This is a genomic window from Arthrobacter sp. MP_M4 (assembly GCF_035984855.1).
In the GTDB taxonomy this organism is placed as follows: domain Bacteria; phylum Actinomycetota; class Actinomycetes; order Actinomycetales; family Micrococcaceae; genus Arthrobacter.
In genome coordinates this window covers 13,601-29,073 of the sequence record NZ_JAXCHX010000035.1, presented here as the reverse complement: position 1 = coordinate 29,073, position 15,473 = coordinate 13,601, and the positions used below count along the sequence as shown (strand labels likewise).

The window sequence follows — 15,473 nt, the reverse complement described above, 5'->3', positions numbered from 1 at the left end:
CAGACTCGCGGACCAGGCGACCGCCGGCGTCGTATACCCATTCCGAGACGGAAGCCGGCACTGAAGCCTGCGCAGAAAGATCCGGGTCTCCGGTCTGGGTAGTGGCGGCGGTGACCATCTGCCCGGCCCCGTCATAGCCGTACCGGGTCACGGTGCCGGCGCGGGTCAGGGCCGTGACCCGGCCGTCCCCGTCGCGGCCGATCAGGGTCACATCAGCCGCGCCCGGGTCCGTGCGATCCGTGCGGCTGTGTTCGGCCAAAGCCCCCTTGCGGTAGGCCCACTCCTGAACCAGATCCCCTGCGGTGGCGGAGGTGATACGCCCTGCGGCGTCGTGGGTGAATACCGCCTCGCCCAGCCGTGGATTGGCGACGGCGGTCACCCGGCCCGCGGCATTCCGGACGTACGTGGTGGTGGTGCCGTGCGCGTCGGTGAACCGGGTCCGGTTCCCGTCGCCGTCGTACCCCCAGGACAGGCCCTGGCCGCCGCGGGTGCGGGACATCAACCGCCCACAACGGTCAAAGCCGAGTTCATGGTCCACGGCCAGCCCGTCACCGCGGGTGTGGTCGGTGATGACCACGCTGCGGCGGAGTGCGTCCCGGTCAATTGAGGCCAGGAGTTTCCCGTCGAGGCTGGTAGTGGCTTCCCGGCCGACCGAATCGTAGGTCCAGGTGGTGGTGTGCCCGTCCGGATCGGTCTGGGAGAGCTGCCGCCCGGCGGGATCGTAGGTCACGGTGGTCGCCCGCCCGAGCGGATCGGTGACGGAGCTGACCTGGTCCGTGGCCGTGTAGGTGCGGGTGGTCACCCCGCCGAGGGGGTCGGTGATGCGGACCAGGCGCCCGCGGACGTCGTACTCGAACCGGGTCCGGCCGCCGACGCCGTTGACCGTCCCGGTGAGCTCCCCGGCGGTGTTGTAGTTGAACCGGCGGGTCCCGTACCAGGTGTCCTGGGAGAAGCTCAGCCGCCCGGCCTTGTCGTAGCCGTACCGGGACACGCCCTGACCGGGGGTGTTGCGGGTCAGGAGCCGCCCGCAGGGGTCGTACCCGAAGGTCTCGACCTCGCCGGTGGGCAGCGTCCGCGCAATAACCCGCTGGTCGGCGTCATAGGCCAGTTCGGTGACCGCGCCGAGCGGGTCCGTGGTCCGCCAGGGGCGCCCGCACCCGTCGTACTCGTACCGGGTGACGGCGCCGGAGGGGGAAGTGATCGAGGTGATCTTACCGGCCACGTCCCGGCCCAGCACGGTCAGGCCGCCTTCACCGTCGAGGAGTTCCACCGGGTTTCCGGCCGCGTCATAGGAGATGAGTTCCGCGGAGCCGTCCGCGCCCTGGACCCGGGTGGGGCGCCCGTACTCGTCAAAGCTGTACGTTGAGGACGCGAACGCGTCCATCAGGGTCGCCGTGCCCGCCAAACGGTCGGTCGTGGCGTCCGCGCGGATCCCGGTGGGATCGACGACGGCGGTCAGGGCCCCGATCTTGTCGTATTCCCGTGCCCAACCGTGGCCGGCGGGGTCCGTGATCCCGACCAGCCGGGACAGTGTGTCATGGACGAAGCCCCAGCGGGCACCGTCCGGCAGCACCGCGGCGGTGACGTTGCCGAGCTCGTCGAAGACCCGCTCGATGGCCCGGCCCAACGGATCGACGGTGCGGACCAGCTCGCCGTTGCCGGCGTATTCGAGTTCGGTCCGGCCGCCGTCCGGGGCGATGGACGCCGTCGTCCGCCCCGCGGAGTCGTGTTCAAAAGCCCAGATGGCACCGTCCGGATCCACCCGCCGCACCAGCAACCCGGCGCTGTCATAGCCGAAGCGGGTCTCGGCACCGGAGGGGCTGATCGCCGCGACCGGGCGGCCGGCCTGGTCGCGGACAATCTTCGCCTCGTCTCCCGCCGCGTTCCGGGTTGCGACCAGGTCACCAAATTCGTCGTAGTCGAAGCTGACCGCAACACCGGCCGGGTCGACAACCCTGGCCAGCTGCCCATTACGCCACTGGAGCTCAGTGCGCCCGCCCAACGGGTCCAGGATGACCGAGGGGTCCCGGGACACCTCATCGGCGTACTCATACGAGACAATCGACCCGGACTCCGCCACCAGGGTGGTGATGCGGTCCTGGTCATCCCAGCCGTACGTGAGGTCCGCGCCTTCCGGGGTGACTGTCCGGGTCTTCCGGCCCCGCGCGTCGTAGGCATGCACCGTCACGGCCCCGTCGCGTTCCGTGAAGGACACCAGGTTCCCGTGGCCGTCATACGCCATCGACTGGCGCTGATCATGGGAATCGAGCACACCCACCAGGCGGCCCTTCGCGTCGGCGATCCAGGAGTTCGATCGGGAACCGTCTTCATCCGAGACCACCGTGACGCGGCCCGGCAAATACGCGAACCTGGTCCGGCGCCCGTGCTGGGTCACCTGCAGCACAACCCTGCCGTGCTCGTCATAGGTGTTCTCAGCCTCAACAACACCCGCGGACGAGACCACCGCCTCGATCAGGCCCTGCTCATTCCACCGGTACGCCCGCGCCCCCAGCTCCGTCGCCACACCCGTCAGCCGGCCGGCGTCGTCGTAGCCATACTCCACCCGGCGCCCGTCCGAGGCCCGCACCACGGCAACGAGCCCGTCCACGTACTCCACGTCAAGGAACCGGCCCTGCACATGCGCCAACCGGGTCACTTGTCCCGCACTGCCGCCGTCGGCGGGCTTTTCCCGGACCACGGACACCGTCCGGCCCGGCCCCGACCCGGACCCGAGCCACACGCCCGCGAGGCTGTAGGCCCACCAGCCGCCCTCATTATCCCGGACCACAAGCAGCTCGACCGTACCGTCCGGCACGGAGCTTAACTCCCTGAGGTCAGCTGCGGTCGCAGGCTCTGCGGTGAGCCAGTAGTTCTCGCCGACGCCACGGCTCCAGCCGGACCCCTCACGAGGGAAATCGACGGCCCGGCCGTCGGCCATCACCCAGCGGCACCCCTCATCCGAGACCGCAAGGTGCTGGTCCAGGACCGAGGCCCACCCGGGGCCAAACACCCCGGGCACTTCCAGTCCCGAGGCCAACGAGTTGTACATCCGCGACAAAACCACGTCGGAAGCGACACCGGCGAACCGCAGATCCTCTTCCGGTTCAATGAAGTTTCCGGTGGCGGTGTTCACGGGGTCGTTTGCGTACCCGCTGGTGGGCATCGCACCGGCCGCCATCGGCGGAGCCACGACCAGCGTGGACCGGCTGGCGCTGACTCCTGCTGCTGCAAGCGCTTCATTCACGGCCGCGTCCGAGACGGTCGAGACACTGCCCTCGCCCCCGGCGGCCGCAAACGCATCCGCGACAGTGACCGCCCACTTCGCGTCGTTCTCGTTGGCCCGTAGATACTCCCGGTAGGCGCTGACCACGCCCGAGGCTTCGATCCGCCCCCAGTAGCAATCGGACGCGAAATCGGAGAGATGTCCTTCCAGCGCACCTGGGGCTGAGGCCAACCCCTCATCCAAGCCCCGGGAGTTTAACGCGAAAGACCGCAGGCTTTCCGGGCGCGCCGAGGACGTCCCGCCCCCGTACCCCCCGCCGGGCGGCGGTGTTTCCCGGCTCCCGACGGTGGGAGCTGCCGGTTCGAACGTCGGAGCTTTGCCCGGCGCCGCGTTCGGCCGGTCCCCCTCACCGAAGACCGAGTCCCAGCCCTTCTCGAACGCGTTACGGTCATTGTGCTCCCGGACCCACTCGTTGTTCTTCGCACGCCGGGTGTCCTCTTCATGCCCGGCCTCGACCATCTGTCCTACGTACCCGGCCACCGTCCGCAGCGCGGTCGCCAACGCTTCCGCGTCCTTGCCCGCGGTGGCAGCGTTGGAGGCAAAAACCCCAGAGAAATGCCCCTTGAAGTCCTCCCTCGCGGAGGAGACGAACGTCGCCCGCGAACCTGCCTGCTCCTCGAGCTTTGATGCCGCCAGCTCAAACGCAGACTTCACCGACCCGGCCACGGCGTAACTGAATCGCCCTCCATCAGAACCGTCTGACGCCGGCAATAGCGGCACCTCAACGAACTCGGTCACAACGAAAGCCCCCCACTGAACAAGAATTGGAACAAGAAGAACAACCACCAACGCCGCAGAACCCAACACCTGCCTGGAAACAACTGCGCCAGGCGCAGGACCAGTCCAACGAGGGATTCAATGCGGGACGATACAACCCAAAAAGCCGGACCGGAGAAATCCAGGACCGGCCGGAAAGACCAAAACCGTGTAGTGGCCAGGTAACCGCCCACTCATCAGAGCGCCGCGGCTACCCGGCCGTTACACCATCGACTGCAGGCTTAGGCGCCGCCGCCGGCGGAGAAGATGTCCTGCGAGATCTTCTGCAACTGCGTCCGCAGCTCCTCCAGTTCCTGACGAGCCTTGTCCAGCGCCGCCTTCGTCTCCGGCCACGTGGACCCCCGGAACTGCGTAGCCAGCGGACCGTCCCAGATATTCGGATCCGACAGGATCTTGCCCTGCGCATCCAGCGCCGAGATCTGATCCGTGAAACCACCATTGATGATCGACTGCACCTGCCCGATGGCAGCCTTCGCTTGCTCGGTTGACAACACACGCGACATAGAAATTCCTCCCAAAAGAAACCGCTTCCCCGCCGGACACATGATCGTCGGCGAGCGAACGATGCTGACGCTACCAACAGATGCTAATAAATCCAACAAAAAGAAGAACCAGGGTTATTCGGCATGTCGGCGAAGGCCACACGCCCGCAACCCGGAGGCCAAGATTAGTCCATTCGCGAGCGCAACCCCGTATCATGCTGAAGGCACCGTGAACAGAAGAGGGACGATTATGCCCAGACTGACCCATACCCACCAGCGCACCCTGGCGCGCAGCAGCACCCCGGGCCGCGCCATAAGCGCAGTCATCGTCTCCTTGGGGCTGGTGGCGTCGACGTCGTGCACTCCAACTCCCGAAGCTGGGCCGGTATCCAACCCTGTCAAGCTCCTGCAGAACGTGCGGGTAGGCCTTTCCGCTGCCGCAGGAGTCGAGACTGTAGAGGGGACCACCATCTCTGTCTCCGCAGCGGGCGGTTCCTCCGCAGAGGACGCGAAGTACGACACCGCCCAGGTGGTGGGTGAACTCCCGGTGCGTGTGAGCCTGCAATACCGGGCGGGGTCAAAGTCCGGCTCAGACCTCGCCGAACTGCAGGGCCACACCGGGCCGGTCGAAATCAATGTGACGCTGGAAAACCTCACGGTCAAGCCGCGGGTCATTGAGTACGACGCTGCGGGCCAGACACGTTCCGACACGGCCCTCGTCGGCGCCCCGCTGACCATCGCAGCCTCGACGAAGCTCGACGGCGTACGGGCAGACCACGTCACGGCAGGCTCTGCGGATGGCGCCACGGGCACCAACGGTGTCCTGAGCAGCACCGAGGATGGCGCAGCCGTGGTGCAATGGGCGACCATTCTGGCCCCGCCGCGTTCGGGCGCAAGCACCACCCTGCGCCTCGTGGCCGACGTCGAAAACTTCAAGGTCCCCGCGTTCGACGTAGCAATCCAGCCGGGCCTCAACACGGACCTCAGCGCAGATGGAGTCCTCAACGGCGCCTTTTCGTCCGGCACCGGCTCGGTACTGGAGCTGCAGCGCCGAACCATCACTCTGGTCTCGGACATCAACACCGTGCTGACCCAGGCCGGATCCACTATTACCGACGTCCGGCGGAACCTGCAGGTGACCTCGCAGACAGTGGGCGCGAAAACGGCGGGCGAGCTGCGGGACAATTCCCAGGCGCTGGCCGCGACCATGTCAGGGCTCAAGGACCAGCTGAAGACTCTCGGCGCCGATTTGGAGTCCGCAACGACCACAACGCAGTCAGCTACCGCGGCGCAGTTGAAGCAGACCGTTTCCGCTGTGGACGCGATGCTGGGAGATACCTCGGCCGTGCCCGCGACGGCCCCCATCAACGGCGAGGGCTGCTCCGCCGAAGTCCCCAAGTCCGAGAAGGCCGCCACGGTGTACTCGAGCGTCGTTACCATGGCCTCACAGCTGGACGCCTACGCGAAGGTAAGCGCGGGCTGCCGGGACATTGTTGCGGGCGCCATCAAGGCCACCATGGGGCCCGAGGACCCCACTGCGGTGGAATGCGCAGAGCAGGGCTCCATGACGTGCTCTCTCTACGGATCAGCCATGAGCGTCACTGGAGCGCTGCTGGGGCTGGTGGAGACGGGTGATGAGCTCGTGGCGGACCTGCAGCCGCAGGTCGTCGAGGGAGCAATCAAAAACCAAGAGGCCTCAACCCTCGAACTGGAGCGGGTCCGCGCCGGCTTTGCCGTAATCCTCGACGGTGCCGATACCCCCGAGGACTACAAGACAGCGCTGGCGAAGGTGGACAAGGCGATGAAGTCCGTTCGGGCCTCCGTTGCCGCAACCCGGGATGCAGCCACCGCAGCCCGCGACAGCATCAAAGGGCTGCGGCAACAATTGATCGACATCGACGAGACTGCGCAAAGCGCCCGGAGCGAGCTGGGTGACGGCTCGCTGCTGAAGGGCTCGATGATGCAACAAAACCAGCGGCTCGCGGACGAACTCTGCAAGATGGCGGACGCCGGCTTCCCTGCCCCAGGCCGGCTACCGGCCGAGGAGGTGGCGCGGCTGCGCGCCTACCTGACGTCCGCTCCCTGCGAGCCCACGCCGGAGAATGAAAAACCGGCCCAGGCAGTGAAGCTTCCGACCGGGTTTAAGGATCCGTTGGACGTCCGGCTGAAATCCCAGGCGGAGGCATGGGACACGGCCCTCGCGGCCACTGACACGGCTGACCAGGACCAGGCGATCGGCAAGGCCTTCACTACCCTGGAGGCGAGTATCGGCGACATCGACGCGAAACTGGATGCAGTCGACGACGCTGCGAAGGCCCTCGACCGGGCGGCTACAGGCAATGCCGCCGGCACAAAGCACGGGCTCGAAACCCTGGCAGCTGCGCTGGGTAAGGCCATTGAATCCTCCGGCCAGGTGGGCGCAACACTGGCGAAGTTGAAGGTGCAGCAGGACGGGCTCGGTGACAAGATCAAGGAGTCCCTCCGCGACGTCTCGGCTGATACTGCGGCCGAGGTCTACAAAACCGTGGGCGAACAAGTCCGCCAGGTGGCCGAGATCGGTGACGCGGGTTCAGACTCCGTGATCACCGCTTTCAACCGCTCCATCTCCGGCTTGAAGTCCACCTCCGACGAAGTGGTGGGTGACGCCGGGGGCACAGTGGACAAGCAGCGTGGCGAATTGTTGGAGCAGAGCGGCGCCCTGGCCGCCTCCCTGTCCAAGACCACGCAGTCCTCGCTCGCCAGCATCGCTTCGAGCACTTCCGGTTCAACGCGGGACGTCGGGGGCGCGAACGCGCTCCTGTCGTCCAGCCTCAACAAGGTGATGCTTGACCTGGGCGACCGCTCGGTGAACGGATCCGGTCTGCTCGGCTCCATGGCTACCAACGCTGCCAAAGCCGATACAGCCGACTACCAGCTGGCGCTGGCCTCCCAGAACGCAGAAGGATACGCCAACATCCGGTCACGCGATGTTGCCGGGTTGCTGCTGCGTCAGGCGCAGTTCAAGGCCTCACTCACCGCGATCGATGAACTTCCGCCGTTCCACCTCGAGGTGCCGGCCGGCGCGACATCCCAGACCCTGTACACGCTGAAGATCGGCGGCACCGAATGAGCTCCCGCAGCCGGCTGATTGCCCTTATCATTGCGGGCGTCGCGGCCATCGTCGTGGTTGCGATCGTCCTGACAGTGACGCTGAACCGCCCAAAGGTGGCTTCCCGGCCCGATCCTGTTGCCGCGACGGTTCCCGTAGCGCTGAAGGCCGACGGCCTGCCGAAGGACTTCTCGATCGGAGTTGTCCTTACTTTGGGCCGGTCCGGCGAGCCGGGTTCGGAGTACAACCGCGCGGCACAAGGCGCGATTGTTGCCGCGCAACGCTTTGCCAGGGGCGGTTCCACACCTACCCTGTCAGCCCAGAATGACCGGGGCACGGAGGATGGCGCAAGCGCCGCCGTCCGGGCCCTCGCCGAGCAGGGAGTGTCCGGCGTCATCGTGACAAGCACGGGGCCGCAGGCCTTGGCCGCGGCAAAAACTGCCGAAGAGCTCGGGCTCCCGGCCATCCTGCCCTACGTTGAACCGTCGGACCCCGCGCCGACCACCTGGACCACACGCCCCTCGGGAGCGTCCGTCGAAACTGCCCTACAAACTGCCCTGACCGGCAAGAACAGGGTGCTGCTCGTAGAAGACGGCGGCCAGATCCCCGCATCAGTTGCCATCTCGCAGACACTGAGCCTTGGCGGCTTCGGAGAAGTGACGGCTCTGGCCCAGGAGGCCGCCATCAGAACCGGCGACCAGCTGCGCCCGGCGGCCGAAGACGCCCCGGCCGGCGCCGAGTCGACCAGGATTGCCGAGCCCGCTGACGCCGTGGTCGTCTCAGCCGCCACGCCGCAGAGGCTGGCCCGGCTGGTCCAGGCCCTGCAGTCCCGCGACGTATCCGTGCCCCTCATTCTTCCGGAGGGCGCCACAACTCCGGCCTTCGCCTCCTCGCTCGCCGAGCTCGACGGCACCGCGTCCGGCCAACTGGTCAGCGTTGTCCCCGCCGGCGGCGACGCCACTGCGCTGCAAAAAGATGCCCAGGGGCGGGGTATGTCCGCCTTCCTCTCCGCAGTGCGCCTGGTGTCCGGCGACCCCGCAATCAAAAACTTAAGCGACGACGCCCCCTTCTCCGCCGACGCCTGGGCTGCGGACGCACGCAGCCACGACGCCGTCGTCGCCCTGGTGCGCGCGGGCGCTGCGGCTGGGAGCGGTGATCCGTCCAAGGTGGGCGCAGCCCTCCGCACGCTATCGTTCGGCCCCGGTGACGGCCTTGCGGGGCCGGAGCTGGACTTCTCGCGCGCTGCCGCGCTGAGCGCAGAGACCATCCCGGTGTACGCTTCCCCGCAGGACCTGGGCCTCCGCCCGCCGGACGAGGCCGCTCCCCGCCTCGTCTGGGTACCGGCGCCGGCAAGCCCTTGATCGTCCTGTCCCGTCCTGCCCCTGTGCGGTCGGGGCGCCATGTCCCCACGGAAGGAACGCCCTGATGCGCGTGCTGATCGACTTGGATGAGCGTCGCTTTGAGTGCGAGGTGGCCCACGCCGCGCCGTCCACTACGCTCTCAGACTTCGTCGAGGCCGCCGGCGGCCCGCGGCTGGCGCCCGACGAGGCAGTGTTTCTGAACGAAGCCGAGGTGCGGGGCTCCACCCCAGTTTCTGAGCTGATCGTCCTGGAAGGCAGCCGCATCTCGCGAACGCCGTGGCCAATTCCAGAGCGTGTGCGGGACTGGAGCGTGACGCTCGCCGGCGGCCAGCGAACCGGCGGTGTCATTGCCGTTCCGCCAGGGCGCGACATGCTCATCGGCCGGTCTCCGCATGCCGACCTGAGCCTTCCCACCGAGAGCGCGTCGTGGGACCACTGCCGCCTTCGCCGGGAGGAGGACGGGCTACGGGTGCTGGACGGAGGGTCCACAAATGGCACTCTCGTCAACGGCGAGCCGGTGAAGGAGGACGGCACCCTTGTCACCGAGACCGCCACGATCACCGCCGGCGGCACCGTGCTCCTCGTGCGCCGGGCTCTGGACGAGACTCCCGCCCCGACGGCGGGAAGCCTGCATAACCTCACGCCGGCGGCGACAGCCCCCTTCAACCGCCCTCCCCGTCCCGGGCAAGCCCCGCCAGGCGACCCTTTGCTGCCACCGAGCCGCAGCGAAGTGCCGCCGGCCGGCAAGTTCAACGTCATCACGGTACTGGCGCCCCTCGTCATGGCGGCGGCGATGGTGGTGATACTGCGGGATTTGCGCTTCGCAATGTTCGCCATGCTTAGCCCTGTGATGGCCGTAGGTATGTGGTTCGAACAAAAGCGACGACACGCCCGTGGCCTGAAAGAGGAGGAAGAGCGCTTCGCCAGGGCGCTCGAAGAATTCGAACAGCAGGTCCGCACGGCCGCTGCGGCGGAGACTGGGCGGCGCCATCGGCTGATCCCCGATCCCGCCACCGTCGTCCGGCGCGCGTCCCTGCCCACCACGTCCCTGTGGCAGCGCCGCGCAGACTCTGAGGACTTCCTCGCCCTCCATGCGGGCACAGGCGACGTGCCGTGGCATCCCGAGATGGATCGCAATGCCGGCACGCGCCTCGATGAGAAGGTGAAAGACTCCCTCGCGGCGGCACGCCTGCAGTCGGCGCCCGTGCTGGTTGACCTGACAGACGCCGGGGTGGTGGGCATGGTGGGCCCTCGGGAAGGTGTACTGGCACTCGCGCGCTCCCTCCTGGCCCAGGCTGCGGTGCACGTTGGTCCGGCTGATCTGACAATCGGCGTCTTCTGCGACGCCGGGCGCGCCGATGAGTGGGAGTGGGCCTCGTGGCTGCCGCACACCCGCCAAGCCGGCAGCAGCACAGGCGAGCGGTGGATGTCCGCGCACCGCGAGACGAGTCTGGCCATGCTGCGCACGCTCAAGGACAGTGTCCAGGAGCTACCCACGCCGGCGATGTTGGTAGTCCTGGACTCCGAGGTGCTCACGGAGGGCAGGGATTCCCCGGCGCGCGCGCTTCTCGGCGTGGGCCGCTCCGTGCCAGGGGCCCACATCAACCCGCAGCAGCGTCACTCCCGGGTGGCGGGCATTGTCATCGCCACCTCAGAAGAGCAGCTGCCGGCCTCCTGCACCACGATAATCCGGGTGGGGGCGGACGCTGCGGCCACCGTGGACCAGCCGGAGACCCTGACCCGGGTTGAGGACGTCATCCTGGCGGGCCTCGACCAGGAGGAGGCCCTTCGCTGCGCGATGAACCTGGCTCACTTTGATGATCCGGAGTTGAGCGTACCTGGCGCCTCGCTGCCATCGCTGGTCCGGCTCCCCGGGCTGCTCGGCTACGAACGCCCGGACGCCGCGACGATCCGCCGCCTGTGGCAGGCCCCCACGGGAGTTTCCACACCGATAGGCGCCGGGGAAAACGGGCCCCTGACCCTTGACTTGGTCAAGGATGGCCCCCACGGCCTGGTCGGCGGCACGACCGGATCCGGCAAGTCCGAATTCCTGCGCTCGCTCGTGGCCGGCCTCGCGGCACGCAACGATCCGACGCGCCTGAACTTCATCCTGGTCGACTTTAAAGGCGGTGCGGCTTTCAAGGCCTGTGAGCGCCTTCCGCACACCATCGGCACAATTTCCAATCTGGACGAACAACTCGCCGACCGGGCCCTCCGCGCGTTGGAGGCGGAGATGGAGCGGCGCCAGCGTGTGTTTGCCGGGGCCGGCGAGGGCGTGGACAACCTGAACGCTTATTTGGCGACGAACCCGGCCGAGCCCATGCCCCGGCTGCTGCTGGTGATTGACGAGTTTGCCATGCTGGCCAAGGACTTCCCGGATGTGCTGAAAGCATTGGTCAGCGTGGGTGCCGTGGGCCGCACCCTGGGTGTGCACATGATCCTGGCCACCCAGCGCCCGGCCGGCGTCGTCAGCGACGACATCCTCGCGAACACGAACCTTCGGGTTGCCCTGCGCGTGCAGAGCCGCGACGACTCCAACAACGTCATCGGCGTGCCCGCCGCCTCGGCGATCGGGCGGGCCCAGATGGGCCGCGCCTTCGTGAAGCTGGGCCAGGACGACATCACGCCAGTACAGACCGCCCTCGTCACCGGACAGGCACAGCTTGAAGGCGGCGCCGCGGTAGAGGTGCGTGGGATCCGCCAGTTCGGCGTCCCCATGCCGGCGGCGGCGGCGCCACGGTCTTCGGACACGGACGACAACGACTTGGACCTTCTCATCGACGCGGTGATCGAAGCCAACACCGAAGCAGGGTACGCCCGGCCCCGGCAGGTCTGGCCGGAAGCCCTCGGCGAGCGTGTGGAGCTGGAAGGTTTCCTCCCTCAGCCGGACGGCGGCGGCCTTGCTGCGCCCACCGGCGCTCCCGCCGACCCCGAAGCCCGGAACCTGCCGATCGTAGGCGCCGTGCGGGACTCGTCTGTCCTGGTGTCCATCGTGGACGAACCGGATCTGCAGCGCCAGTCGGCGGCGGGATGGGACATGTCCGTGGGAAACCTGATGCTCATGGGCGTGGCCGGCTCCGGCACGAGCACCACGCTGGCCTCGATCGCATTGACGCTTGCCAGAGACATTGATCCGGCGGAGCTCGATCTGATGATTCTCGATATGGGCTCCCGTGAGCTTGAACCACTCGAATCCCTGCCACACACCGTGGCCTATGTTGGAACGGGTGCCGGCGCCAAGGAGCAGCAGGCCCGCTTCCTGCGGCACTTGCACACCGAACTGGAGCGCCGCCGCGCCGAACCCGGCCAGCACCGCCGCACGGTGGTGCTGCTGGACGGCCTGGCCTCGCTGCGGGATGAGTTCCAGGATTTCGAAGGGCAACAACTGCTGGCCTTGCTGTACAGCGCCTACGCGGACGGCCCCGCGCTGGGACTTTCGTTCGCTGTCTCCACCACCCGCGCCAAGGCGGTGCCCTCGGCCATGAATGAGGTGACGCTGCAGAAGTGGCTCTTCCGGCTCGCGGACACCTACGACTACTCCTCGCTCGGTGTCCGGGGCAAGGAGATCCCTGCGCCGCTTCCCGGCCGTTGTGTGGACCCCAGCACCTCCCTCCAGATGCATGTAGCCACGCCCGGCGTCGGGATGGCCGCCGCGGTGGGCCGTGTCCGGCAGCGCTGGGCGCATGTACCGGCGAAGACTGCGGCCATCAGGCGCCTGCCCGGCAAAGTCACGCTGCCGGAGTTGGGCGTTGGCGCCAGGCTGGAGGGCGCGCCTTGGCTTATACCGGTGGGGTTGTGTGAGGCGGACCTCTCCCCCGCGTTCCTGCAGATTTACGAGGGTGAGCATGCGCTGATCGCCGGGCCTGCCCGATCGGGTAAGTCCACGCTGCTTCTGGCCCTGGCCGCAGCGGTGCGTGGCGCGGCCACGTCCCGGGGACCGGCGCAGGTGTGGGGCATCTGCGATCGTCGTTCGTCGTTGGCCACCGCCGACCTGGACCGCGTGGCCGTCGGCGCGGATGAGGTGCCCGCTTTGCTGGCTGCCTTGCGCCTCGAGCGCGGGACGGTGTTCCTGTTGATTGACGACGCAGAGCGCTTCGAAGACGCCGATCAATCCATCTCGGGGGTGGTGGCGTCCGGCCGGCCGGGGCTGTGTGTCATCGCTGCCGGACGGGCCGCGGATCTCCGCGGGCTGTACAGTCACTGGACGAAGACGCTCCGCAAATCCCGCCTGGGCGTGCTTCTGCAACCGGATGTAAATTACGACGGCGAACTGCTGGGGGCGGTTCTTCCCCGCAAATCGCCCGTGGCGCTGACTGTAGGGCGAGGCTATATCGGGGTAGGCGGACAAATGGCACTCATCCAGTCAGTGAGCCCCGAGGGTTAACCCCGGCGGCGGGCGCCCACACGGAAGTCGTGGCCGGGCTGACTTGAAGAATCAGATGGACGAAGCTGGAGGATACGGGATGCAAATCGCACAGACGGGACAGGCGCTGGGAGCGTCGTATCGCTTCGGTGAACGGGTGGGTTCCGGTGCCGTGGGCGATGTTTGGACCGTCACCTCGGCCGACGGCCAGACGTTTGCGGCCAAAGTCCTGCGGCCGGAGCATGCCGATGATCCCTCGCTCGTGGAACGGTTCGTCCGTGAGCGCTCCGTGCTGCTCGGGCTCCGGGACTCCCACATCGTGACGGTGCGCGACATGGTGGTGGAAGGCCCGCGGCTGGCTATCGTCATGGACTATATCGCTGGCGGATCCCTGCGTGACGCGGTGAAGGAAGCCGGCCCGCTGCGTCCCCTGGATGCGCTCACCGTCACCGCCGAAGTGTTCGACGCATTGGCTTTCGCCCATGCCCGGGGTGTGACGCACCGGGACATCAAGCCGGACAACGTGCTCCTCACCCGGCCGTGGCCCGAGTGCGGCGTGGGCGACGTTCGGGTTTCCGACTTCGGCATCTCCAACGTGGTGGGCGAACGGATCCGTCAGACCACCGGCCTCATCGGCACGCCGCAGTACATGCCTCCGGAGCTCATCAGTCGGGGCCTGTCCGGACCGCCAGGGGATGTGTACTCAACCGGCGTCATGCTTTACGAGCTCCTCGCCGGGCGCACCCCTTTTGCCGGGCCGGGAACGGATTTCAGCGTCGCTTACCGCCACGTTTCCTCGCGCCCACCGAGAATTCCCGTCGACGATGCAACATGGGAAGTACTTGACAGGCTGTTGTCCAAAGACCCCGCGCAGCGCCCGACCGCGGCCGAGGCTGCGTCGACACTGCGGCGTCTCGCGCCCGGCCTTGCCGGCAGCGCCGCCATCGCCCGGGGGGAAGCTCCCGCTGAGTTCGCCGCCGTCGACCGCTCCGCGACTGTGGTCCGGGGCGCTTTTACGGATGAGGAACTCGCAGCCTTGGCGGCGCCTCCACCGGCCGGAGACGACGGGGGGGCTCCGGAACTCGGCGAAGCGGGCAGCGCGACGATCGCCCGTCCAATCCCGCGTCGCGTGGGGCGGCCGCTGGCGGAAGTCCGGCCCGAGGAAACCTCTGCCGTCCCTTTCTGGCGCACGCGCAAAGCGCTGCTGCTCGCCGGCACCGCGGCCCTATTGCTTGTAGCGATGGTTGTCGGGTTCGCTGTTCTGGCACCGGGAAACCAGCAGAACGCGCCTGCGGCCGCCGGCGAACGGCTGTCCGCGCAGTTGCAGGACACTGCCCTTCCGACGGGCTTGACGATTTCGCGTGCGGCATCCTACGAGCCCTCTTCCGGTCAGGTCCGGTTGACCATCGCGTATGCGGCGCAGAAGGCCCCGTTGTCCGGTGATTTCCTGGAGGTAATCCCCGGCCTGGCCGGTGGGGACGCGTGCCCGGCGGCCTCATGGGACGGGTCTTCAGTGAGCCGGAACCAGCCCTCTATCACCGGTCTCGACGTTGAGTGCGGCTGGAAGGTGTCAGGACTGGAGATCCCGGCAGGAGGTTCCGCCCAGGTGACCGCTACGGTGCCGGTATCACCCGCAGATCAAAAGGCGCTCGACGCGTGGCTGCGTGCCGGGTCCGAGACGACGACCACCGCGACGCAGGACCCGGCCGTCAAGAGCACCGAATATCCAGTGCAACGGCTGAAAGGCGTGGAGGTGCGCACTCCGACACGCGTGGTGACGCCCAGCCCGCTGAAGATCACCCTGGTTCCTGTCTGGGCCGGTGGCGCCGACGAGCTGAACCCGATGTACGTGAGTCCGACGTCGGGCAAGCCCTCGCAGATGCTGGTGGCGGTAAGCGGCGGCGAGAAGGGGGTGCGGTTCTCCGATGGCTGTGGCGGGGCGCTGGCGGTCGACAGCGCGGGGCTCACCGTAACAGCCCTGCAGATCACGCCTCAGTGCACCGTGCGTGCCAGCGTCGGTAACTTCACCGAGTTGCAGTCCCAGAGCTTTGGCATTACGTCACGCGAAAATTCGCAGGATTGAGAATTCGGGCACAACGGTGAGGTGGTGACGATGGCG

At 67.6% G+C, this 15,473-nt stretch carries 6 protein-coding genes; 4 read left to right on the top strand and 2 right to left on the bottom strand.

Annotated features, from left to right (window positions below; genetic code table 11):
- Together RCH15_RS17785 and RCH15_RS17780 are read right to left on the bottom strand one after the other, a co-directional pair.
- On the bottom strand, positions 1-3,937 hold a 3,937-nt coding region (locus RCH15_RS17785), incomplete at its 3' end, for a DUF6531 domain-containing protein (protein WP_326961979.1).
- Positions 3,938-4,281: 344 nt separating this feature from the next.
- A complete protein-coding gene (locus RCH15_RS17780; protein WP_104049500.1) occupies positions 4,282-4,563 on the bottom strand; it encodes a pyrophosphorylase in 282 nt (93 codons plus the stop codon).
- Positions 4,564-4,792: 229 nt separating this feature from the next.
- On the opposite strand from RCH15_RS17780, the gene RCH15_RS17775 reads away from it, so the two are divergent.
- From RCH15_RS17775 to RCH15_RS17760, 4 genes are all read left to right on the top strand, one after another.
- The gene (locus RCH15_RS17775; protein ID WP_326961978.1) at positions 4,793-7,651 is read left to right on the top strand and encodes a hypothetical protein; all 2,859 of its coding nucleotides are present in this window, start codon (positions 4,793-4,795) and stop codon (positions 7,649-7,651) included.
- Positions 7,648-8,991, top strand: coding sequence for a hypothetical protein (locus RCH15_RS17770; protein WP_326961977.1), 1,344 nt, complete (start codon positions 7,648-7,650; stop codon positions 8,989-8,991). Before RCH15_RS17775 ends, RCH15_RS17770 begins: the two co-directional genes overlap by 4 nt.
- A 64-nt stretch (positions 8,992-9,055) precedes the next feature.
- Entirely contained in the window at positions 9,056-13,375 is a 4,320-nt protein-coding gene (locus tag RCH15_RS17765) for an FtsK/SpoIIIE domain-containing protein (protein WP_326961976.1), read from the top strand.
- Between the two features lie 79 nt (positions 13,376-13,454).
- Positions 13,455-15,437 carry a serine/threonine-protein kinase gene (locus RCH15_RS17760; protein ID WP_326961975.1) on the top strand — a complete coding sequence of 661 codons (1,983 nt, stop codon included), beginning with the start codon at positions 13,455-13,457 and terminating at the stop codon, positions 15,435-15,437.
- The last annotated feature ends 36 nt before the right edge of the window (positions 15,438-15,473 follow it).

Coding starts and splice junctions, on each gene's coding strand:
- RCH15_RS17770 (WP_326961977.1), top strand. CDS start 7,648: ATGAGCTCCCGCAGCCGGCTGATTGCCCTTATCATTGCGGGCGTCGCG.
- RCH15_RS17780 (WP_104049500.1), bottom strand. CDS start 4,563: ATGTCGCGTGTGTTGTCAACCGAGCAAGCGAAGGCTGCCATCGGGCAG.
- RCH15_RS17775 (WP_326961978.1), top strand. CDS start 4,793: ATGCCCAGACTGACCCATACCCACCAGCGCACCCTGGCGCGCAGCAGC.
- RCH15_RS17765 (WP_326961976.1), top strand. CDS start 9,056: ATGCGCGTGCTGATCGACTTGGATGAGCGTCGCTTTGAGTGCGAGGTG.
- RCH15_RS17760 (WP_326961975.1), top strand. CDS start 13,455: ATGCAAATCGCACAGACGGGACAGGCGCTGGGAGCGTCGTATCGCTTC.